The following is a 21,376-nucleotide window of genomic DNA, read 5'->3' as shown; positions in this document are numbered from 1 at the left end:
CGTGTCGGAGCCCTGACGCATGCTCAGGGGTATGGGTGTGTGGGATCGGTCGTCGATCCGGAATCTCGGCAGCGGACTGCTCGATCTCGTGTTGCCACGCGAATGCGGCGGGTGCACTCGCCCGGGCCGGCTCTGGTGCGAGGACTGCAAGGCGGAGTTGAGCGACACTCCGATTCGGTTGGCGCCTCGGGTTGATCCCGGCGTGCCGGTATGGTCCCTCGGACGCTACCAGGGTCCGAGGCGTCGAAGCGTGATCGCGCTCAAGGAACGTGGTCGGACGGATCTGGTGGAGCCGCTGGGGGACGCGGTAGCGGGTGCGGTGGCGTCGCTGTACCGGTGGGGAGAACTGCCACGCGATGGGATCGGTCCGTTGATTCTGGTCCCGGCACCGTCGAGGTCTCGCGCCGCTCGGGCGCGGGGCGGGGATCCGGTCGTCAAGATCGCGCGGGCGGCAGCGCACGCTCTCGGTCCGGGCGTCGCCGGGGTGCGGCAACCGTTGTCCCTCTCGCGTGGTGTACGCGACTCGGTGGGATTGTCGGCCGCCGAGCGGATGACCAACGTCGCCGGGAGGGTCGGATGCGACCCCACGGTGGTTCGGACGATTCCTCGACGTGCCGACGTGGTTGTTCTCGATGACGTCATGACGACGGGATCGACTGTCGCAGAGTCTGTTCGGGCGCTCTCCGGTGTCGGGGTCCACGCCGCGCTTGCGCTCGTGATCGCCGGGGCGTAAATGAATTTCGTCGGAACGGTGGCACGCGCGCACGTTACGTACTAGCGTCGGCGGCACAGAAGAAAGCACTCGGTGGGAGGTGATACCGCGAACCTGGTACCGGGCGGAACCCCCTCGGTACTCGAATGACTAGCCGCCGCCCACTCTGGGGCGGGGCCGTATACGGGAGGTACGAGTGACGACCCCTTCGCAAGCCTCGTTTTTCATCGAGGACGCCACCACGACGCGTTCCGAGAATTCTGCCGCTCCGAGATCCGACGTCGTCGTCAAGGGACGCAATGTCGAGATACCGGACCACTTCCGGGTGTACGTCTCGGACAAGTTGGCGAAACTCGAACACTTCGATCCCTCCATATTCCACTTCGACGTGGAGTTGCAACACGAACGCAATCGACGCCAGGCAAAGAGTTGCCAGCGAGTAGAGATCACAGCCAGGGGCAAGGGCCCTGTTGCTCGGGCGGAAGCCTCCGCCGACAGTTTCTATGCGGCTTTCGAGTCGGTCATCGACAAACTGGAAAGCCGACTGCGCAGAATCAAGGACCGCAAGAAGGTCCACTACGGCGACAAACGACCGGTGTCGGTCGCCGAAGCCACCGCGTCGCTGGTGGACGCGGACAGTCTCGGGGTCGAACCCGACACCGCTCACAACTCGCACGAGTTGGAGGACTACGACGGCCCCGGTCGCGTCGTCCGGACCAAGGACCACAAGGCCGAACCGATGACCATCGACGACGCTCTCTACGAGATGGAACTCGTAGGGCACGATTTCTTCTTGTTCTACGACAAGGAGTCCGACAAACCGTCGGTGGTCTACCGTCGGCACGCGTTCGACTACGGGTTGATCCGTCTGACGTGACCGAACAGGTGGTGGGTTTACTCGTCCGCCGCCGTTAACGCCTACCATGGAATCCGGCCGGGGTTTTCGGACCCCGGCCGGATTTTCACTGTGTCACCCCGTTGTCATCCCATATGTCGCCGAAGATTGAGGACGAACAAGACTGTGCCGTCGTTGTCGCTATCGAAGCTGCTCCGTGTTGGTGAAGGTCGCATGGTCAAGCGGCTCAAGCACATCGCCGAGCATGTCGAATCACTGTCGCCGGACGTAGAGGCCCTGACCGACGATCAGCTCAAAGCCAAGACCGTCGAGTTCCGGGAGCGGTACGCCGCCGGTGAAACCCTCGACGGGTTGCTGCCGGAGGCCTTCGCGGTGGCCCGTGAAACCTCCTGGCGAGTGATCGGCCAGAAGCATTTCCATGTTCAACTCATGGGTGGAGCGGCCCTGCACTTCGGCAATGTCGCCGAGATGAAGACCGGCGAGGGCAAGACCCTCACCTGTGTACTGCCTGCCTACCTCAACGCCATCGCCGGCGACGGCGTCCACGTCGTGACAGTCAACGACTACCTGGCCAAGCGTGACTCCGAGTGGATGGGCCGCGTCCACCGCGCCCTCGGCCTCGAAACCAGCGTGATCCTGTCCGGTATGACGCCGGCCGAGCGACGTGTCGCCTACGCCGCCGACATCACGTACGGAACCAACAACGAGTTCGGGTTCGACTACCTCCGCGACAACATGACCCACTCGCTCGACGATCTGGTCCAGCGTGGTCACGCGTTCGCCATCGTCGACGAGGTCGACTCGATCCTGATCGACGAGGCTCGCACGCCGCTGATCATCTCCGGGCCGGCCGACGGCTCCAGTAAGTGGTACAGCGAGTTCGCCCGCATTGCGCCGCTGCTCAAGAAGGAAGTCCATTACGAGGTCGACATCCGCAAGCGCACCATCGGCGTGCACGAGGCCGGCGTGGAACTGGTCGAGGATCAGCTCGGTATCGACAACCTCTACGAGGCGGCCAACTCACCTCTGGTGAGCTATCTGAACAACGCGATCAAGGCCAAAGAGCTCTACACCAAGGACAAGGACTACATCGTTCGCGACGGCGAGGTCATCATCGTCGACGAGTTCACCGGTCGCGTCCTGGTAGGGCGTCGATACAACGAGGGCATGCACCAGGCCATCGAGGCCAAGGAGAAGGTGGAGATCAAGGCCGAGAACCAGACTCTCGCCACGATCACCCTGCAGAACTACTTCCGCCTCTACGACAAGCTGTCCGGCATGACGGGTACGGCCGAGACCGAAGCCGCCGAGCTGCATCAGACGTACACGTTGGGTGTCATCCCGATCCCGACCAACCGGCCCATGGTGCGCGTCGACAGTGGCGACCTCATCTACAAGACCGAGGAAGCGAAGTTCGACGCCGTGGTCGACGATGTCGTCGAGCGCCACGAGAACGGCCAACCCGTGCTGATCGGTACCACCAGCGTCGAACGCTCGGAGTACTTGTCCAAGCAGTTCACCAAGCGTGGTGTGGCGCACAACGTTCTCAACGCGAAGTTCCACGAGAAGGAAGCGACGATCATCGCGCAGGCCGGGCGCACCGGCGCAGTCACTGTCGCCACCAACATGGCCGGTCGTGGTACCGACGTCGTGCTCGGCGGCAACCCGGACATCATCGCGGACCTCGTTCTGCGCAACCAGGGACTGGACCCGGTCACCACGCCGGACGAGTACGAGGCTGCCTGGGCCGGTGTTCTCGAACAGGTGAAAGCCGAATCGAAAGAAGACGCGGAGCGAGTCCGCGACGCGGGTGGTCTCTACGTGCTCGGTACCGAGCGTCACGAGTCTCGTCGTATCGACAACCAGTTGCGTGGTCGTTCCGGTCGTCAGGGCGACCCCGGTGAGTCTCGCTTCTACCTCTCGCTCGGTGACGAGTTGATGCGACGCTTCAACGGTTCGGCGCTCGAGTCGATCATGACCCGATTGAACCTGCCGGACGACGTCCCGATCGAGGCGAAGATGGTCTCCAAGGCCATCAAGAGTGCACAGACCCAGGTCGAGCAGCAGAACTTCGAAATCCGTAAGAACGTCCTCAAGTACGACGAGGTCATGAACCAGCAGCGAACGGTCATCTACAAGGAACGCCGCCAGATCCTCGAAGGCGAGGACATGGAGGGTCAGGTCGAACAGATGATCACCGACGTCGTCACCGCCTATGTCGACGGCGCGACCGCCGAGGGCTACGTCGAGGACTGGGATCTCGAACAGTTGTGGACGGCGCTCAAGACGCTGTACCCGGTCGGTATCGATCACAAGGCATTGGCGGGGGAGGACGGCGCCGGGATCACCAGTGATCTGAGCCGCGACGAACTGCTCACCGCGCTCCTCGACGACGCACATGCCGCCTACAAGAAGCGTGAGGCGGAGATCGACGAGATCGCCGGTGAGAACGGAATGCGCGAGCTCGAGCGCCGGGTATTCCTGTCGGTGCTCGACCGGAAGTGGCGTGAGCACCTCTACGAGATGGACTACCTCAAGGAGGGAATCGGTCTGCGCGCGATGGCTCAGCGTGACCCGTTGGTCGAGTACCAGCGCGAGGGATACGACATGTTCATCGGCATGCTGGACGGCCTGAAGGAAGAGTCGGTCGGGTTCCTGTTCAACCTGCAGGTCGAGGCCGCGACGCCGCAGCCGGCGCCGGGGATCCAGGTGACGGCAGGTTCGGCTGCCGCGGCGTCGGCCACTGCGCCCAGGCCGCTGCCGACTCAAGAGGCCCCGCTCCGCGCGAGTGGTACCGCCGCTCCGAGTGCGTTGCGCGCCAAGGGGCTTGACGACGAAGGGCCGTCGCGCCTGACTTATACCGGCCCGGACGAAGACGGCAAGGCCAAGGCGACGCGCGACACCGCGGGCGAGCCGGCCGATACCGGCACGCGGCGTGAGCGCCGGGAGGCGGCACGGTCTCAGGGCAAGTCGAATCGAGCGCCCAAGTCCAAGCGCCGACGCTGATCGTCGATCGCCGCCGTACGTGAAGTGAGACTCGCGTACGGCGGTGGTCTCAGGCGAGATGAAGCGCGGTGATCGCCCAGTTTCCGGCGGCGTTTCGCTCGACCTTCCCGGCGATCGCGAACGTGCGGTCACCGCGCCGATAGGTTGCGCACACCTCTGCCGCGTCGTGGGACGAGGCTTGTGTGTGTGATCGGTACAGGCGTGCGCCACCGAGTCGGCGTCCGGGATTTTCTGCCACGGCGAGTCGGGTGATCAGGTCCAGCACGGTCGGTGCGAGTACGCCGGCGAGTTGCCGAGGTGGACGTCGGCGATCGAGGGCTTCGAGCATCAGTCGCAGTGACCGGGTCCAGAACTGATCTGCGCCGTCGGCGGTCGGTGCTGCAGCGGTGACCGCAGTACGTCCGGACGTACCGTTGTGGGGTGAGGTGCGTGGACTTCGGAGCGTGGTTCTGCTCGTTCGAGGTCGGTGGACTGCCACGCTGTGCGCCTGCGGCTCGCAGCGTGGGGCGGGCTCGAGGAACTGTGGCACGCCTGTCGGTGCGTGCTGGGTCGGTGCGTGCTGGCTGATCATGGCATCCCCCCGGATGTTTATCGGCTCTCGCACAGTGCGATTCTGCGGATCGAGGGCCATCGCTCCCCCGAGCGATGGTGAGAAGCATGTCATGAAACCGGCGAGATGTCGCCTGGATCACGACTGCGCTTTAGGGTTGGTGCGTGCGTGGACTGCTGTTGGATGTCGGTGGAGTGTTGCTCGGTCCGGGAACGGACTTCGAGGCGATGAGTTCTCTCGTTCGCCGAGCGCGGTGCGCAGGCGTCGCCACGGGAATCGTCAGCAACGATCCCGGCGGCCGGGATGCCGGCCTCGTGCGAGATCTCGGCGACGGGGTCCTGGTCGACGACGTCGTGCTCTCGGGTGACGTCGGCATGGCAAAACCTGATCCCGACATCTACTTGCTGGCGGCCACTCGACTGGGTGTACGTCCCCAAGACTGCGTGTTCGTCGACGATCTGATCGGCAATGTCGCGGGCGCGGTTGCAGTCGGAATGATCGGTGTTCTTCACGAGGACACCGAGACGACGATCGACGAGGTGTCGATCCTGTTGGATCTCGACGAAGGCCCGTCGACAGCCGGGACCGCCGGGAACAGCGGCGGACCGTCATGGTGAATCGTCTGACCACGCAGGACGCTGCGTTTTACTTCCTCGAGGACAGCACCACCCCGATGCATGTCGGATCGTTGGGGATCTTTCAGCAGACCGAGGACGGCGTCGACGTCGCGGATCTGTTCCGGCTCGTCGAGGAACGTCTGAGCGCGGTTCCGCGTTACCGGCAAAAGGTGCGCGAGGTGGTGTTCGGTGTTGCTCGTCCGGTGTGGGTGGACGACACCGACTTCGATATCACCTATCACGTTCGACGCTCGGCGTTGCCCAAGCCCGGCACGGACGAGCAGTTGAACGATCTGATCGGCCGATTGACGTCGAGACCTCTCGATCGCACCCGGCCGCTGTGGGAGATGTACCTGGTCGAAGGTTTGTCCGACAATCGATTCGCGATTTTCACCAAGTCCCATTCCTCGCTCGTGGACGGTGAATCAGCCCTCGAGATCAGCCAGGTTCTCTTCGATCCGGATCGAGACCGCCCGCCGGGTGCGGAGGAATTGTGGATGCCCGCCCGCTCGCCCGGCGACGTCGGGCTGTTACTCGGTGCGTTGGCAGATCTGGTGACCAGACCTGGTGACATCGTTTCCGGGGTCAAGTCCACGTTCGACGATCTGGCCGCTGCCGCATCCGGGGCGATCCGAGCGGTCGGAAAAGTGGCAGCTGTGGTCCGTACCGCAGCTCAGGTGGCGCCGTCGAGCCCGTTGAACGCGCCGATCTCCCGAAATCGACGGTTGGCCGTCGTAGAGACCTCGCTCGAGGATTACCGGGCGATCAGAGCGAGGTACGGGTGTGAGGTCAACGACGTCATCCTCACCGTGATCACCGGTGCGTTACGCAACTGGTTGCTCTCGCGCGGGGAGCCGGTGACCGAGGCCGGCACCGTTCGCGCGATGGTTCCGATGTCGGTGTACGTCGACGGTCCGGACAGTCCGGAGATCTCGGATCCGAATGCTCCGGGGCGGGTGTCGTCGTTCCTGATCGACCTTCCGGTCGGGGAACCCAATGCGGTGGTTCGGTTGTCACACGTCGCGCATGCCACCGAGGCGTTCGCGCGGCAGGGTAGGCGGGTGACAGCGCAGACGATGGTGCAGATGGCGGGCTTCGCGCCGGCCACGTTGCACGCGATGGGTTCGCGGGTGGCGAGCAATTTGTCGCAGCGAATGTTCAACCTCATGATCACGAACGCGCCCGGTCCACAGTTTCCGCTCTACGTGGGTGGGGCGAAGATGCTGGCGATGTATCCGGTGTCGCCGTTGTTGCGGAATCAGACACTCAGTATCGCCCTGACGTCGTACGACGGCGGCGTCTACTACGGTTTGAATGCCGACCGCGACGCAATGGCGGACGTCGAGGTGGTTCGTTCTCTGGTTTTCGAGGCTCTCGAAGAACTCAGGGATGCGAGTCGGTGAACTGACGGTAGGTCTTTCCACCAGGGCTGCCCTGGCAGCGGCTTCGGTCGTGACTAGAAGAACGTGAAGGTGATTGCATGAGGGTGTACATTCCGGCGACTGTCGAGATGTTGCAGAAGTTGGTCGCAGACCAGGAGTTGGACCCGATCAGTCGGACGGCGTTCGCGGTGACCCCGGCGCTGCGCGAAGCGTATGCGGCAGGCGATGACGACGAGTTGGCCGAGGCGGCGATGGCCGAGGCGGCTCGGGCGTCGTTGCGTCTGATCGCAGGTGCCGAAGGTGACATCACGTTCCGTCGGGCAGTGATCGCCGCCGATGTCGAGGACGTCAAATTGCGTCCGGATCTCGACGACGCGGTGGTCCGACTGGGAGCTCCGGTGACCATGTCGGAGGTCGCCTCGGTACATGTGGATCTGGAGCAGGCAGAATTGGACGTCGAACGCGCGGCGGCGATCGTCGACGCGGCAGATCTGGGTGATACCGACGCCGAGTTCACGTTGGGAGATGCCGAGGATCACGAATTGGCGTGGTACGCGACGCAGGAGCTTCCGTTCCTGCTCGACCTTCTGTAAAAGTTACTACCCGAAAGTAACCTACGGTACCGTAACCTGATAACCTACGGTACCGTAGGCGGTGGGTTCGGAAGGTGAGAGGTGGAAGTCAGATGGGTCTGAAAGACTGGATCGAGGCGCCGGCGGCATCGGTGGTTCCAGCGGCACGATCGAAGCTCAATCTGCTGCGCGGGGTGGCGGCACGGCTGACCACGCCGCTACTGCCCGACGACTATCTGCACCTGGCGAATCCGTTGTGGTCGGCGCGAGAGCTTCGTGGTCAGATCGTCGAGGTGCGGCCGGAGACGCAGGACTCGGCAACCATCGTCATCAAACCGGGGTGGGGGTTCGACTTCAACTATCAGCCCGGGCAGTACATCGGCATCGGACTGCACATCGACGGACGATGGCACTGGCGTTCGTACTCGCTCACCTCGCCGCCGAACTGGGAGAACAAGCGTATCTCCATCGCGGTCAAGGCGATGCCGGAGGGATTTCTGTCGAGTCACCTCGTCGGCGGCGCGGTGCCATCCGGAACGATCGTCCGATTGGCTACTCCCGCAGGGAATTTCGCACTACCCGATCCGCCGCCGGAGAAAGTCTTGTTCATCACCGCCGGCAGCGGTATCACGCCGGTCATGGGTATGCTGCGGACGATGAACCGTCGCGGGCAGTTGCCGGACGTGACACACATTCACTCGGCGCCCACGGAATCCGACGTGATGTTCGCGGACGAGCTCACCGCTCTGCATGCCGAGCACGAAGATTTCGTCAGTCATGTCCAACTCACCCGTCGCGACGGAAAGTTCAAACTGAGCTCGCTCGATCGGGTATGCCCGGACTGGCGTGAACGTCACACGTGGGCATGCGGTCCGCTGCCGTTGCTCGACGAGATCGAAGACGTCTGGACGGCGGAGGGGATCTCGGATCGGCTGCACATGGAGCGCTTCGCGGTCTCTCGCGTCGATGCGTCGGCGGACGGCGGGACGGTGACCTTCGGTAAATCGGGCAAGTCGATCACCGTGGACGGTGCGACCACGTTACTCGAGGCGGGTGAGCGTTCCGGTGCGTTGATGCCGTTCGGCTGCCGAATGGGAATCTGCCAAACGTGTGTGGTGCCCCTCGTCTCCGGTCATGCGATCGATCTGCGTTCGGGAAAACAGCACGTCGAAGGTGAGCGTATTCAGACGTGCATCTCCGCGGCTGCCGGCGACTGTACGCTTGACGCATAGCTTCTAGGCACACGGAGGATCACGGTGGCCATCACCGACATCAAAGAGTTTTCCCACCTCACCGAGGCCGACGTCGAAGCTCTGGGACGTGAGCTCGACCAGATTCGGCTCGACGTCGAAGATTCTCGTGGCATTCGCGATGCTCGCTACATTCGCCGAGTCATCCGGGTGCAGCGCGCATTGGAGCTGGGCGGTCGAATTGCGCTGTTCGGCAGTCGATATCGGCCGGCGTGGCTGGCGGGTACCACGTTGCTGAGTCTGTCCAAGATCATCGAGAACATGGAACTCGGGCACAACGTGATGCACGGGCAGTGGGACTGGATGAACGACCCCGAAATCCACTCGGTGTCGTGGGAGTGGGATCAGACCGGTCCGTCCGAGCACTGGAAGCGCGCCCACAACTACCAGCATCACACGTACACCAACGTGGTCGGCATGGACGAAGACCTCGGATTCGGGATCTTGCGTATGACGCGAGACGAGCCGTGGAAACCGGTCAACCTGCTGCAGCCACTGGCGAACGTGCTCCTGGCGGCGACGTTCGAGTGGGGGATCGCGATCCACGATCTATCGGCGGCGCAGGAACTCGAGGGAGCGCCGCCCCGGCAATTGAACACGCAGGCGAACAAGGATTTCGCGCGGAAGATCTTTCGCCAGGTGGGCAAGGATTTCGTCGTGTTTCCGGCTTTGTCCGGATCGGCGTGGAAGTCGACGCTCACTGCGAATGCCACCGCGAATCTCGTGCGCAACCTCTGGGCGTACGTCGTGATCTTCTGTGGGCATTTTCCCGACGGGGCCGAGAAGTTCACCGTTGCCGAATTCGAGCAGGAAACCCGGCACGAGTGGTACCTGCGTCAGATGCTCGGGAGTGCGAACTTCAACTCGGGCAAGCTGATGGGTCTGATGAGCGGAAACCTGAGCTATCAGATCGAGCATCACGTTTTTCCCGATCTCCCGAGTAACCGCTACCCGGAGATCGCGGTGAAGATGCGCGCGTTGTGTGAGAAGTTCGACCTTCCGTACACCACCGGTTCGCTGTTCAAGCAGTACCTGCTGGCCCTGCGTACCATTCACAAGCTGGCGCTACCCGATCGTTTCCTGACGGCCACTTCCGATAATGCGCCCGAAACGTCGTCCGAGTTGAGGTTTCGCGATGCCGGGATCAAGGGTGCGGCCAGGGCGGTGGTGGACGATCTTCGAACGGATCCGGTGACCGGCAAGCGACTCGGGTTGCTGACCGCGCTGTCCACCCAGGCGCGTCAGCGCATGCCCAGACGCCGAAAGTGATTTCGATTACATCGCCGGGCTGTCAACCTACGGTCTCGTAAGTTACGTTAGAGTAAGTGTCGAAGCGACAGCCGACGAATGGACTTCTCGGTACATTCGCGCCTCGTCCCGAACTCATCGCTCGTCGATCCAACTGCTAGGAGGCTTCCATGGCGATCGCAGACGTCAAGGAATACGCGCATCTCACCGAAGCTGACGTGGAGGCGCTCGGTCGCGAGCTCGACGCCATCCGCCGCGACGTCGAGGCGTCGCGCGGGGAGAAGGACGCGCGCTATGTGCGCAACGTGATTCGTCTACAGCGGTCACTCGAGGTCAGTGGTCGCGCCGTGTTGTTCGCGAGCCGCCGTCGTCCGGCCTGGCTGGCGGGAGTCGGTCTGCTGACGCTCTCGAAGATCATCGAGAACATGGAACTCGGGCACAACGTGATGCACGGGCAGTGGGACTGGATGAACGATCCGGAGATCCATTCCACGTCGTGGGAGTGGGACGTGACGGGGCCGTCAGCGCACTGGAAGCAGACGCACAACTATCTCCACCACAAGTACACCAACGTCCTGGGCATGGACGACGACGTCGGATACGGGCTGCTGCGCGTCACTCGTGATCAGCGGTGGAAGCCCTTCAACGCCGGCAACCTCGTCTACAACACTCTGCTGGCGCTGTTCTTCGAGTACGGAATCGCAGCACAGCATCTCGAGCTCGGCAAGGTCGCCAAAGGCCGTGCCGACAAGGAGGAGACCAGGCGCAAGCTGCGCGAGGCCGGTGAGAAGATCGGCAAGCAGGCGCTGCGCGACTACGTCATCTATCCGGCCCTGACCGGTAAGGCGTGGAAGAGCACGATCTCCGCGAACTTCACGGCGAACACGCTACGTAACGTCTGGACCAACGCCGTGATCTTCTGCGGACATTTTCCGGACGGTGCCGAGAAGTTCACGAAGGAAGACATCGACCAGGAAACCCAGGCGCAGTGGTACCTGCGTCAGATGCTCGGTAGTGCCAATATCGAAGGAAGCGCGCTCATGGACTTCATGACGGGCAACCTGAGCTACCAGATCGAGCATCACCTGTTTCCCGACCTGCCCAGTAACCGCTACAAGGACATCGCCGTCATAGTGCGTCAGCTCGCGGACAAGTACGACCTGCCCTACACGACGGGTCCGCTCGCAGTGCAGTACGCGAAGTCCTGGCGCACCATCGCCAAGTTGTCGTTGCCGAACAAATATCTCAAGGACACCGCCGACAATGCGCCGGAGACGGCGTCCGAGCGGATGTTCGACGGCGACCTGACGTCCACGGTCGATCCGGTGACCGGTCGGCGTACCGGACTCAAGAGCGCCATCGCCCGCAAGCGCAAGAGCGGTAAGGTGCGTAGCCTCCTCGGATTGCGCTGACCCCTGCTGGTACGACGCCTCGGCCCGACACCGTCATCGCGGTGTCGGGCCGAAGTGTCGTAGTGGACGGGCCGGCTCAGTACTGATCGTTGGAGTTGATCGCCTCGAGTAGTTGGCGAACGGCGACGACGCGACGCGCGGACTTGCCTTCGAGGAGGTCGAGGGTGCACTCGGGATCGGCGGGCGGGCCGAGGTGCGTGCAGCCGCGGGGGCAGTCCTCGATCTGGGCAGCCAGATCGGAGAACGCGGCAACCACGTTTTCCGGTGAGATGTGTGCCAGACCGAACGATCGGATGCCGGGAGTGTCGATCACCCAGCCGCCGCCGGCCAGGGGCAGCGCTACCGACTGGGTTGAGGTGTGGCGGCCCTTGCCGACGCCGGAGACGATGCCGACGGCCCGGTTGGCTTCGGGGACAAGACGATTGACCAGTGTCGACTTTCCGACACCCGAGTGTCCGATCAGTGCGGTCAGCTTGTGGTTCAGGATCTGGGTGAGCTCGTCGAGCGGGTCGTCGCGGCCGGCGACGACCACCTCGATGTCGAGATCGGAAAACGTACTCGCGAATTCCTCCGGCGGCTCGAGATCGCTCTTGGTCAGGCACACGATGGGGACCAGCCCGCCGACGTAGGCGGCGACCAGGGCACGTTCGACGAAACCGGTACGCGGTGGCGGATCGGCGAGCGCGACCACGATGAGCAGTTGCTGCGCGTTGGCGACGACTATTCGCTCGAACGGATCAGTGTCGTCGGCAGTGCGCCGAAGCACCGTCGTGCGTTCGGACACCCGCACGATGCGGGCAAGGGTGTCGGTTTTACCCGACAAATCGCCCACGATATCCACGTTGTCGCCCACCACGATCGGCGTGCGGCCCAGCTCGCGGGCGCGCATGGTCACGATCAGGCGGTCGGGATCGCCGCCGAGGACGCAACCCCAGCGGCCGCGGTCCTTGGAGACCACCATTCCCGATTCGGCGGACAGGTGTTCGGGCCGGGTCTTCGTACGGGGACGTGATCCGCGGCCGGGCCGTACCCGGACGTCGGACTCGTCGTACTGCCGCGGACTCAGAAGCTTGCCTTGTTCGACGACTGCGAGAGCATGTCCGCCCACATGTTCTCGAATCCCGGCAACGTCTTGGCTGTGGTCGTGATGTCGGCCACTTCGACTCCGTCCACCGCCAGGCCGATGATGGCGCCCGCCGTGGCCATACGGTGGTCGGCGTACGACAGCCATTGCCCACCGTGAAGTTGTGCCGGAACGATGATCAGTCCGTCATCGGTTTCCGTGACGGAGCCGCCCAGCTTGTTGATTTCGTCGGCCAACGCGGTCAGACGGTCCGTCTCGTGGCCGCGTAGATGCGCAATGCCGCGCAGATGCGAGGTCCCCTGCGCCAGGGCCGCGAGCGCCGCCACCGTCGGCGTCAGCTCGCCCACGTCGTGAAGGTCGATATCGATGCCGCGCAAGGTGTCCGGACCACGCACCGTCAAGACGCCGTCGGCGAGTGCGACATCCGCGCCCATCGCGCTGAGGATGCCGCGGATCGCGTCACCCGGCTGTGTGGTCGTCGACGGCCACAACGGCACGCTGACCGAGCCGCCGGTAACGGCCGCAGCGGCCAGGAACGGGGTCGCATTGGAGAGATCGGGTTCGATCACCCAGTCGATGGCCCGGATCGGGCCGGGCTTGACCCGCCAGGTGTCGGCGTCACCGCCGGTGGCCGGTGTCGTCACGGCCACGCCTACTTCCCTGAGCATCTCGACCGTCATGTCGATGTGCGGCATCGACGGGACCGGCTTGCCGTTGTGGTGCACGGTGACACCCTCGTCGAACGATGCCGCGGACAGTAACAGACCGGACACGAACTGGGAGGATCCGGACGCGTCGATGGTGACGGTACCGCCGCGCAGGGAACCGGTGCCGGTGACGGTGAAGGGAAGACCGTCACCGTCGATCAATGCGCCGAGTCCGCGCAGTCCTTCCAAGATGGTGCCGAGCGGTCGCGTACGAGCCTGTTCGTCACCGTCGAAGCGGACGACACCGTCGGCCATCGCGGCGAGTGGGGGGAGGAACCGCATGACCGTGCCGGCGAGCCCGCAGTCGACGTCCGTACCGCGCAGTTTTCCGGGGGTGACGCGCAGCGTGGTGGGATCACCGTCTTCGTCGACGCCGACGCCGAGATCTCGTAGTGCCGCGATCATCAGGTCCGCATCTCGGCTGCGGAGTGCACCGCGCACCGTCGACGGACCGTCGGCGAGGGCTGCGAGGATCAGGGCACGATTGGTGATGGATTTGGATCCGGGCAGCGTCACCACTGCGTCGACGGGTGTTTTGGCCCTCGGGGCGCTCCACAGACTCAGACTCACGAGGTCCATCTTCTCTCATCGGTGCGGGAATGGTCGAAACCGTGCCACCCTGGGTGTCATGTGCGGAAGGTATGCGACCACTGCGGACCCGGCCACCCTGGCGGTGGAACTGGACGCGCTGGACGAGACAGACCATTCGGCTGGAGTTTCAGCCGACTTCAACGTGGCGCCGACCACCGAGGTGCTGACCGTGAGTCTGCGCCGTGACCGTGACGATCCGCAGAGCGCGCCGAGGAAACGTGTCCGCCGCATGCGGTGGGGACTGGTGCCGCCGTGGACCAAGGAGCTGGGCAAGGGCCCGGTGCTGTTCAACGCACGCGCAGATTCACTGGCCGACAAGCCCGCGTTCCGAACCTCGTTCGCGTACAAGCGCACCCTGGTCCCGATGGACGGCTGGTACGAATGGCAGACCGAACCGCTCGGTGGCAGGAAGGCCGCGAAGATTCCGTACTACCTGCACAGCGGTGACGATACTCGGCTGTTCATGGCCGGACTGTGGTCGGTGTGGCGTGATCCGAATATCGAGGACGCCACCCCCGTGCTCAGTTGTTCGATAGTGACGGTCGACGCGCTCGGGCACCTCGCCCAGGTGCACGATCGGATGCCGCTGGCTCTGCCCGCGGATCGGTGGGACGCGTGGCTCGATCCCGATCACCGCGCTGATCAGGCACTGCTCGAACCGGTGCCGGATCTGTTCGCGAGGATCGAGATCGATCGCGTTCGCCCACTGGTCAACAGCGTCAAGAACAACGGGCGCGAGTTGATCGAGCCGGACGTCGACCGGGCCGGTGAGCAGATCAGCCTGCTCTAACCGAGCGACCAGGTGACCGTCACCTCGAAGGAGACCTGTCGGGTACCGGGGGCGAGCGCGATGTCGGCCATGGATGCGTCCGGTGAACGCAGCACGTTCTGCTCACTGGAGGCGTTGTGCGCCTCGGTGATGGTGACGACACCGTTCAACGACGTGCCGGACAGGTCCGCGTACTGCTGCGCCCGATTCTTCGCGTCCTCGAACGCGCGACTGCGGGCGTCGGCGAGCAATCGGGAGTCGTCGTCGATATCGAAGGTCACGCTGTTCACACGTGCCGCGTCACCGCCCGCCGCTACGCCTGCGTCCAGAACCGCCGATGCCTTGTCGAGATCGCGGACGACGACACGCACCGAGTTGGTGGCCTGATAGCCGGTCACCGTGCCCCCGCCGTACGGTCCGCCTGCCGCGTCGTACCGCGGCCCCACCGACACGTTGTCGGTCTGCACGTCCTCCGCGGAGACACCGGCGGCGACCATCGCGTCGATCATCCGACGTGCTTTCTCGTTGGACGCCGACAGAGCCCCCGAGACGTCCGACGCCGAGACGTCGACACCGATCCCGGCAGTGAGAATGTCCGGGGCGCCGCGGACCTGTCCCGATCCGACGACGGTGACTTCTTTGACGCTGTGGTCGGAACTTCCGCAGGCGGTGAGTGAGACGGTGACCGCTGCCACTGCGGCTGCCACTGTGAGTGATGGTCGTGATGAGCGCATGGGGGAGACCGTAACGACTCGGGTGCGTTGCTCGGGGGACTTCGAGGGTTGTCGCGATGTCCGGGGCAACCTACCGGGCAACAGCGCCACTGATCGATGCGTAGGCCACGAAGTTCTTCGAAGACAGAGTGGTCCCGTTCTCGAGGTAACACGTGACCAGAACCAGTCGGCCAGGCAGCTTTCGGCGCAGTTCCGGGGACGATTGAGCTTCCCCGACCTTCTCGTACAAAGCTGTCTCCTGTACGACGTACTCGACGGTGCCCGCGTCGGTTTCGATACGGACGGTGCTTCCCGCCGAGATCTCCGGGAGTCGGTCGAAAACAGCGTCCTTTCCTGCCGCTGCATGCCCGATGACGAAAACCGTTCCATCGCTGTCAGTTCCGGGCATGCTGCGGCAGCCAACCCAGAATGCATGGTCCAGATCGGGCGGGTCCAGAATCGGGCAGGCGCCGGCGGGCATCGTGCGAATCTCGGAGTCGATACCGAGGTCGTCGATCGACAACCGATTCGGGATCGACATCGGGACCTGCGCACTGTCCATCGAATCCACGGGAACCTCGTGCGCGGGTGGACGGCTCACCGGCGGCGGAGCGTCCTCGGGTGTGGCCGGCGCCCCACATCCGGTGAGTAGGAGCACCGACGCCGTCAGGAGCAGGGCGCGAATCCGGTCAGTGTGCGCGTGTGTCACGACGGCGACGCAGCACGAAGGTTCCGGTGATCAAGGCGATCAGGGTTGCCGATCCGATTCCGGCGATCACCGCCGACGACGGCCCGTTCGATTCATTCTTGCCGGTCTGGAAGACGAGGGCGTCGTCGTACGCCAGCGGTACGAAGGTGCCGTGTGGGTTGTCGTATCCGTGAACCAGGTACCCCTCTGGGGTCTCGGTGACGTAAACCGGTTCGCCCTCGGGACCGATAGTGGGGGCCGGAGTGTCGGAGTCGATGCGAGGAACGTCGACGATCGGGATCGCTACCGGCGTGGTTGTGATTTTCGTGCCGGTCGTGGTCGGAATCGACGGTGTTGTTGTTGCCGGTGTGGTGGTGACGGGTGTGGTGGTGACGGGTGTGGTGGTGACGGGTGTGGTGGTGACGGGTGTGGTGGTGACGGGTGTGGTGGTGACGGGTGTGGTGGTGACGGGTGTGGTGGTGACGGGTGTGGTGGTGACGGGTGTGGTCGTCACCGGCGCGGGGTAGGTGGCGGGAGTTGTTGTAGCATAGGGATTTTCGAAATCAGACTGTCGGCTGGACATCGGCTGCTCGCCATGTTCGCCGTAGTGGTAATTCTGGCCGTGGACCTGCACCCACGTCACCTCGAACGCCGACCAGCCGGGGAAGTCCGGGTGTGAGGCGATATCGAGCACCCACGGGGATGTGCCGATGTACTTCTCGGTCCATTGTCCGTTGCCGTCGATATGCGTGCCCAAGTGCATGGTGGTGCCGGTTTCGGGATTTCTGATGGTCAGATTTACGTGATCGCCCTGGTTGGCGCTCTGTCCGGCCGGGTAGTAGACCGTCACCAGTCCTGGCGATACGGAATACTGACGTTCTCCCGCGGCTGTCCCGTCGTCCGGGGTGGTCCAGGTGTCGCTCCGGGGCGTGCTCGTCGGACGTGCGGTAGTTGCAGCTGCAGTAGGGGTGCTGGAGGGTGTGAGAGTTGCTCGTGCTTCTGCGGTGTTCGTCGGCTGCGCGAGGGTCGGGCTCGCCGATGTCGATTCGCCATCAGTAGCGGTAACGGGGGTGGCGGTAGCAGGGGTGGTGACGGCGAATACCGCGAAGCCGGCGACTGCGATTGTGGCGGCCAGGGATCGCACGCGTCTGTTCTGGTACTTCACGGTGGTGCCGTCCTTCCGATGATTCGCAAATGTGCGGGCGCGCCGTTGCATGCACTGCTGCGACAAACCGAGCACTCCCGAGTTGGGCAAGATGGTTGCTCGAATATTGCCGTCGAGCAACCCTGCGTTCGCTAGAAGTTAACTAGAATGTGACCGCGTTCGTCAAGTCCTGGCGTGCACGACGCGCATCACGTCATTCTGATTTGCGAAAATCACCCTGTGTAACGGATTTCGACCGTTCAGTCAGCCGGGCGGTTCGCGGGTCGAGTGTGCAGGAGGCGGAATCTGTCGCCTGATTCTGGTTACTGTCCGGTATGGGAAAGTTAACCAGCGGTAATTGTCGCCGTGGCGGCACCACTCAACGAAACGAGATCCGTCGGGCGCAACTCGATCTCGAGACCTCGCCGACCGGCACTGCACAGAATGCGATCCCATCGAAGCGCCGAGACGTCGAGCACGGTTGGCAGCTTCTTTCGCTGTCCAAGGGGAGAGATCCCGCCGAATACATAGCCGCTCGACCGTTCGGCCTCGAGGCGATCCGCCATGCTCGCCTTGTTCGCACCGAGGGCGGCGGCCGCCGCTTTGAGTGAGAGCTTGTCCGGTACTGGAAGAACGGCGACGGCGAGGCTGCCGGTGTCGAGTTTGATCACGAGTGTCTTGAAAATCTGGGCCGGTTCGACGCCCACTTTCGTCGCCAGAGCCGCGACCGCCTCGTCACCGAACGATTCGGAGCGGGAGTCGTGGCTGTAACTGTGCACCAGATGCGTAGTCTTCGACTTCTTCAGCAGTGCTGTCGCTGGCGTCGCGGTTCCGGCCATTCGGACACTCTAATCGGATCGTGGAGTTCGGGAACAAACGGCGTCGAACGTGGTGTTGGAACCCGGTGACCAACTCGCACGATCTCGATGCGAGAGCAGGAACGGACAATCACGAACCCGAGGAGCGACTGTGCAGGCTGTGTGCGAGCGACGACCGGCCGGTGGGTCGGAACTTGCGTTGGCGGTAACCTTGATCCCTACGGCGAGCGAAGGGATCAGAGTGCTGGAACACGACCGGCCCGAGGACGACCAGCCAGAAGTCGCGCAGGTGCCCGAAACCCAGGAAAAACTGATCGCGCGTTTCGAGCGTGACGCACTTCCGCTGCTCGACCAGTTGTACGGCGCGGCCCTGCGCATGACGCGTAATCCAGCCGATGCCGAAGATCTGGTCCAGGAAACCTACGTCAAGGCGTACACGGCGTTTCGCTCCTTCCGTGAGGGCACGAACCTGAAGGCGTGGCTGTATCGGATTCTCACCAACACGTACATCAATTCGTATCGGAAGAAGCAGCGTCAGCCGGCGCAGTATCCGACCGACGAGATCTCCGACTGGCAGTTGGCAGCCACCGCCGAACACACCTCGACCGGACTTCGATCCGCCGAGGTGGAAGCTCTCGACTCGCTGCCGGACGACGACATCAAGGCGGCGCTCCAGTCACTTCCCGAGGAATTTCGGATGGCGGTGTACTACGCCGACGTCGAAGGGTTCCCGTACAAGGAGATCGCGGAGATCATGGGGACCCCGATCGGAACTGTGATGTCTCGGCTGCACCGGGGTCGCAAGCAGCTGCGTGGACTCCTGGCAGGGGTTGCCAAAGAACGTGGATTCAACAAAGAAGGCGGTGGTCGACGAGGTCGCCTCGGTGGAAGGTGTGACTCGATGAGCGGGCGGGACGAATTCGAACGGTTGGACTGCTCGGCGGTCATCGCCGACGTCTGGTTGATGCTCGACGGCGAATGCGACGAATCAAGTCGGGCTCGGTTGCAAAAGCACATCGACGACTGTGGATCGTGCTTCGAGGCGTACGGAATCGAGGAGAAGGTCAAGAGACTCATCGGCCGCAAATGTGGTGGCGACCTGGCGCCGGAGAGTTTGCGCCAACGACTCACCATCGAACTTCGGCGGACGATCATCCTCAAGACGGTCGAGACGGAGTAGAAGCGGGCTGGTACGACGAAGGGGCGGGAAAGCGTAGTTGCTTTCCCGCCCCTTCGTCGTGCAGTGCTAACGGTCAGGCGTTTGGACGCTTGCCATGGTTAGCTGCATTGCCCTTACGGCTGCGCTTCTTACGACCACGCTTACCCATGATTGGTCTCCCTTCTGTTTCTTTCGCGTCATTGTTTCACGTCCCCGCCGATGTGGTTCCATTGGCAGGTCGATCGGGTTGTCGGTCGACGGATTTTCGGTGCTCGAGAGCACTTTCCACAGAAGCGAGGTTCACGATGGCAGAAGACGTGCGCGCCGAGATGGTTTCGACCGTCTACCAGGTGATCGTGAGCGAGGGAGACCTCGTCGTGGACGGGGACACCCTGGTGGTACTCGAATCGATGAAGATGGAGATACCGGTTCTCGCGGAGGTGCCCGGCACGGTGACCACCGTCGGGGTGAAGGTCGGTGACGTCATCCAGCAGGGTGACCTGATCGCCGTGATCTCCTAGGCGCGCGGCGTGTCCACGCTCAGTGATCTTCTGGCCGAACACACCGACCTGCCCGGTGCGGCAGTCGATCAACTTCAACGCGTGGTGGGGGAATGGCAACTCCTCGCCGATCTGTCGTTTGCCGATGTGCTGTTGTGGGTGGTCAGTACCGAAACCGACGATCATCACCGGGGGTCTGTCATCTGTGTGGCGCATTGCCGCCCGACCACGGCATCGACGGCTTTTCCCGAGGATGCCGTCGGAACCGTGGTGTCGGAATCCGAGCATCCGCAGGTGTGGGAGGCCTTTGCCGACGGTCGGGTCGTGCGCGGGGAGGACGAGACGTGGCGCGAGGGGATGCCGCCCCGCAAGGAAGCCCTTCCGGTGCGCCTGGACGGCCGTGTCATCGCGGTTCTGAGTCGGGACACGAACCTGTCGCACCAACGGGCGCAGAGTCCCCTCGAGCTCGCGTATCTCGACTGTGCCGACGACCTGTGCCAGATGATCAGTGACGGCACGTTTCCGATCCGGGAATCACGCTCGGACACCAACTCCAGTCCGCGTGCAGGCGACGGGTTCATCCGGTTGGACCCCGAGGGTGTGGTCGTCTACGCCAGCCCCAATGCCCTCTCGGCGTACCACCGGATGGGTCTGAGTTCCGATCTGGTCGGCCAGGATCTGGCGGCGTTGACCCGGTCGCTCGTCACGGATCCCTTCGAGTCGGCCGAGGCCGCCGGATACATTCGGGACACTTTGGCGGACAAGCCCGGTCGTCGGATGGAGATCGAAGCTCGCGGCGCGACAGTGCTTCTGCGTGCGCTGGTACTCAAACCCGGTGGCAGGCATGTAGGTGCCGCGGTGGTGGTTCGAGACGTCACCGAGGTGAAGCGCCGTGATCGGGCCTTGCTGAGCAAGGACGCCACCATCAGGGAGATCCACCATCGCGTGAAGAACAACTTGCAGACCGTCGCTGCGCTGCTCAGGCTTCAGGCTCGCCGAACGAGTAACGACGAGGCGCGGTTGGCGTTGACGGAATCGGTTCGTCGCGTGACGTCCATTGCGCTGGTACACGATACGTTGTCGATGTCGGTGGACGAGGAAGTCGATCTCGACGACGTGATCGACCGGCTGCTGCCGATGATGTCGGATGTCGCGGGAGTGGGTGCGCCGGTGACGATCCGACGGGAGGGAAGCCTCGGTGTGTTCTCCGCCGAGCGAGCCACTCCGTTGGTCATGGTTCTGACCGAGTTGGTGCAGAACGCGATCGAGCACGCTTTCGATCCGGGGGTCGAGGGGATTGTCACGCTCGGAGCCGAACGATCCGCGCGGTGGTTGGACGTGATCATTCACGACAACGGTCGTGGATTGCCCGACGGATTCGATGTGGAGAAGTCAGACCGGCTCGGGTTGCAGATAGTGCGGACCCTGCTGGGAGCGGAGTTGAACGGTTCCCTGGGGTTGCATCCCGGTGCGGGCGGCGGAACTGACGCCGTCCTGCGAGTCCCGCTCGGCAGGCGAAGTGCACGATACTGATCCGATGGCGTGCGGTTTGGCCACTCACCGCTGCTGAGCTGCGCAGACAAAAAGCCCGGCACCGT

General features: G+C 63.5%; 21 protein-coding genes and 1 pseudogene. 14 read left to right on the top strand and 8 right to left on the bottom strand.

Annotation, left to right across the window (positions count from 1 at the left end):
- Positions 1-19 precede the first annotated feature (19 nt).
- The 3 genes from ABH922_RS14420 to secA all read left to right on the top strand — a co-directional run bounded on the left by ABH922_RS14420 (position 20) and on the right by secA (position 4,574).
- A complete protein-coding gene (locus tag ABH922_RS14420; RefSeq protein ID WP_424807560.1) occupies positions 20-733 on the top strand; it encodes a ComF family protein in 714 nt (237 codons plus the stop codon).
- 175 nt (positions 734-908) lie between these two features.
- Positions 909-1,589, top strand: a complete 681-nt coding sequence (gene hpf, locus ABH922_RS14415; protein WP_424807559.1) for a ribosome hibernation-promoting factor, HPF/YfiA family — start codon at positions 909-911, stop codon at positions 1,587-1,589.
- A gap of 144 nt (positions 1,590-1,733) precedes the next feature.
- On the top strand, positions 1,734-4,574 hold the full coding sequence (secA, locus tag ABH922_RS14410) for a preprotein translocase subunit SecA (protein WP_424807558.1): 2,841 nt from the start codon (positions 1,734-1,736) through the stop codon (positions 4,572-4,574).
- A 49-nt stretch (positions 4,575-4,623) separates the two neighbouring features.
- On the opposite strand, the gene ABH922_RS14405 is transcribed toward secA, so the two are convergent.
- Positions 4,624-5,178, bottom strand: a complete 555-nt coding sequence (locus ABH922_RS14405; protein WP_424807557.1) for an Rv3235 family protein — start codon at positions 5,176-5,178, stop codon at positions 4,624-4,626.
- A 110-nt stretch (positions 5,179-5,288) separates the two neighbouring features.
- Between ABH922_RS14405 and ABH922_RS14400 the strand changes: the two genes are divergently transcribed.
- The 6 genes from ABH922_RS14400 to ABH922_RS14375 all read left to right on the top strand — a co-directional run bounded on the left by ABH922_RS14400 (position 5,289) and on the right by ABH922_RS14375 (position 11,605).
- On the top strand, positions 5,289-5,741 hold the full coding sequence (locus tag ABH922_RS14400; protein ID WP_424807556.1) for an HAD-IA family hydrolase: 453 nt from the start codon (positions 5,289-5,291) through the stop codon (positions 5,739-5,741).
- Positions 5,735-7,144 (top strand): WS/DGAT/MGAT family O-acyltransferase, encoded by a 1,410-nt coding sequence (locus ABH922_RS14395; protein ID WP_424807555.1) that lies wholly within the window; start codon positions 5,735-5,737, stop codon positions 7,142-7,144. The genes ABH922_RS14400 and ABH922_RS14395 overlap by 7 nt, the downstream gene beginning before the upstream one ends.
- A 77-nt stretch (positions 7,145-7,221) precedes the next feature.
- Entirely contained in the window at positions 7,222-7,716 is a 495-nt protein-coding gene (locus ABH922_RS14390) for a DUF6912 family protein (RefSeq protein WP_424807554.1), read from the top strand.
- Positions 7,717-7,808: 92 nt separating this feature from the next.
- Complete coding sequence (locus ABH922_RS14385) at positions 7,809-8,927, top strand: ferredoxin reductase (RefSeq protein WP_424807553.1); 1,119 nt, start codon at positions 7,809-7,811, stop codon at positions 8,925-8,927.
- A 24-nt stretch (positions 8,928-8,951) separates the two neighbouring features.
- Positions 8,952-10,214 carry a fatty acid desaturase family protein gene (locus ABH922_RS14380; RefSeq protein WP_424807552.1) on the top strand — a complete coding sequence of 421 codons (1,263 nt, stop codon included), beginning with the start codon at positions 8,952-8,954 and terminating at the stop codon, positions 10,212-10,214.
- Positions 10,215-10,363: 149 nt separating this feature from the next.
- A complete protein-coding gene (locus ABH922_RS14375) occupies positions 10,364-11,605 on the top strand; it encodes a fatty acid desaturase family protein (RefSeq protein ID WP_424807551.1) in 1,242 nt (413 codons plus the stop codon).
- Between the two features lie 76 nt (positions 11,606-11,681).
- Here ABH922_RS14375 and rsgA read toward each other — a convergent pair whose 3' ends face one another.
- Together rsgA and aroA are read right to left on the bottom strand one after the other, a co-directional pair.
- Entirely contained in the window at positions 11,682-12,713 is a 1,032-nt protein-coding gene (gene rsgA / locus ABH922_RS14370; RefSeq protein ID WP_424807550.1) for a ribosome small subunit-dependent GTPase A, read from the bottom strand.
- Entirely contained in the window at positions 12,668-13,975 is a 1,308-nt protein-coding gene (aroA, locus tag ABH922_RS14365) for a 3-phosphoshikimate 1-carboxyvinyltransferase (RefSeq protein WP_424807549.1), read from the bottom strand. Before aroA ends, rsgA begins: the two co-directional genes overlap by 46 nt.
- 49 nt (positions 13,976-14,024) lie before the next feature.
- Here aroA and ABH922_RS14360 point away from each other — a divergent pair, with 49 nt between their 5' ends.
- On the top strand, positions 14,025-14,777 hold the full coding sequence (locus ABH922_RS14360; RefSeq protein ID WP_424807548.1) for an SOS response-associated peptidase: 753 nt from the start codon (positions 14,025-14,027) through the stop codon (positions 14,775-14,777).
- Here ABH922_RS14360 and ABH922_RS14355 read toward each other — a convergent pair.
- From ABH922_RS14355 to ybaK, 4 genes are all read right to left on the bottom strand, one after another.
- Positions 14,774-15,490, bottom strand: a complete 717-nt coding sequence (locus tag ABH922_RS14355) for an SIMPL domain-containing protein (protein WP_424807547.1) — start codon at positions 15,488-15,490, stop codon at positions 14,774-14,776. The genes ABH922_RS14360 and ABH922_RS14355 overlap by 4 nt on opposite strands.
- Positions 15,491-15,560: 70 nt before the next feature.
- Entirely contained in the window at positions 15,561-16,178 is a 618-nt protein-coding gene (locus ABH922_RS14350) for a class F sortase (RefSeq protein ID WP_424807546.1), read from the bottom strand.
- Positions 16,159-17,322 carry a hypothetical protein gene (locus ABH922_RS14345; RefSeq protein WP_424807545.1) on the bottom strand — a complete coding sequence of 388 codons (1,164 nt, stop codon included), beginning with the start codon at positions 17,320-17,322 and terminating at the stop codon, positions 16,159-16,161. Before ABH922_RS14345 ends, ABH922_RS14350 begins: the two co-directional genes overlap by 20 nt.
- Before the next feature lie 323 nt (positions 17,323-17,645).
- Positions 17,646-18,140 (bottom strand): Cys-tRNA(Pro) deacylase, encoded by a 495-nt coding sequence (gene ybaK / locus ABH922_RS14340; RefSeq protein WP_424807544.1) that lies wholly within the window; start codon positions 18,138-18,140, stop codon positions 17,646-17,648.
- A 220-nt stretch (positions 18,141-18,360) separates the two neighbouring features.
- On the opposite strand from ybaK, the pseudogene ABH922_RS14335 reads away from it, so the two are divergent.
- Both ABH922_RS14335 and rsrA read left to right on the top strand, forming a co-directional pair.
- Positions 18,361-18,969, top strand: a pseudogene (locus ABH922_RS14335) (sigma-70 family RNA polymerase sigma factor); the annotation flags it as partial.
- A 51-nt stretch (positions 18,970-19,020) separates the two neighbouring features.
- A complete protein-coding gene (rsrA, locus tag ABH922_RS14330; protein ID WP_424809679.1) occupies positions 19,021-19,299 on the top strand; it encodes a mycothiol system anti-sigma-R factor in 279 nt (92 codons plus the stop codon).
- A 73-nt stretch (positions 19,300-19,372) separates the two neighbouring features.
- On the opposite strand, the gene ABH922_RS14325 is transcribed toward rsrA, so the two are convergent.
- Positions 19,373-19,447, bottom strand: coding sequence for a 50S ribosomal protein bL37 (locus ABH922_RS14325; RefSeq protein ID WP_022597109.1), 75 nt, complete (start codon positions 19,445-19,447; stop codon positions 19,373-19,375).
- 136 nt (positions 19,448-19,583) lie between these two features.
- Between ABH922_RS14325 and ABH922_RS14320 the strand changes: the two genes are divergently transcribed.
- Together ABH922_RS14320 and ABH922_RS14315 are read left to right on the top strand one after the other, a co-directional pair.
- Entirely contained in the window at positions 19,584-19,799 is a 216-nt protein-coding gene (locus ABH922_RS14320) for a biotin/lipoyl-binding carrier protein (RefSeq protein WP_424807543.1), read from the top strand.
- Positions 19,800-19,808: 9 nt separating this feature from the next.
- Entirely contained in the window at positions 19,809-21,311 is a 1,503-nt protein-coding gene (locus tag ABH922_RS14315; RefSeq protein ID WP_424807542.1) for a sensor histidine kinase, read from the top strand.
- The last annotated feature ends 65 nt before the right edge of the window (positions 21,312-21,376 follow it).

Source organism: Rhodococcus sp. 27YEA15, assembly GCF_049739425.1.
In the GTDB taxonomy this organism is placed as follows: domain Bacteria; phylum Actinomycetota; class Actinomycetes; order Mycobacteriales; family Mycobacteriaceae; genus Rhodococcus_F.
Note: the sequence above shows the minus strand (reverse complement) of the source record. Positions and strands in the feature narration are given on the sequence as shown.

What these genes read in the sequence shown, in the direction of transcription:
- ABH922_RS14375 (WP_424807551.1), top strand. Translation starts at nt 10,364, where the DNA reads ATGGCGATCGCAGACGTCAAGGAATACGCGCATCTCACCGAAGCTGAC.
- ABH922_RS14355 (WP_424807547.1), bottom strand. Translation starts at nt 15,490, where the DNA reads ATGCGCTCATCACGACCATCACTCACAGTGGCAGCCGCAGTGGCAGCG.
- ABH922_RS14390 (WP_424807554.1), top strand. Translation starts at nt 7,222, where the DNA reads ATGAGGGTGTACATTCCGGCGACTGTCGAGATGTTGCAGAAGTTGGTC.
- aroA (WP_424807549.1), bottom strand. Translation starts at nt 13,975, where the DNA reads ATGGACCTCGTGAGTCTGAGTCTGTGGAGCGCCCCGAGGGCCAAAACA.
- ABH922_RS14320 (WP_424807543.1), top strand. Translation starts at nt 19,584, where the DNA reads ATGGCAGAAGACGTGCGCGCCGAGATGGTTTCGACCGTCTACCAGGTG.
- ABH922_RS14420 (WP_424807560.1), top strand. Translation starts at nt 20, where the DNA reads ATGCTCAGGGGTATGGGTGTGTGGGATCGGTCGTCGATCCGGAATCTC.
- rsrA (WP_424809679.1), top strand. Translation starts at nt 19,021, where the DNA reads ATGAGCGGGCGGGACGAATTCGAACGGTTGGACTGCTCGGCGGTCATC.
- ABH922_RS14385 (WP_424807553.1), top strand. Translation starts at nt 7,809, where the DNA reads ATGGGTCTGAAAGACTGGATCGAGGCGCCGGCGGCATCGGTGGTTCCA.
- ABH922_RS14360 (WP_424807548.1), top strand. Translation starts at nt 14,025, where the DNA reads ATGTGCGGAAGGTATGCGACCACTGCGGACCCGGCCACCCTGGCGGTG.
- ybaK (WP_424807544.1), bottom strand. Translation starts at nt 18,140, where the DNA reads ATGGCCGGAACCGCGACGCCAGCGACAGCACTGCTGAAGAAGTCGAAG.
- ABH922_RS14395 (WP_424807555.1), top strand. Translation starts at nt 5,735, where the DNA reads ATGGTGAATCGTCTGACCACGCAGGACGCTGCGTTTTACTTCCTCGAG.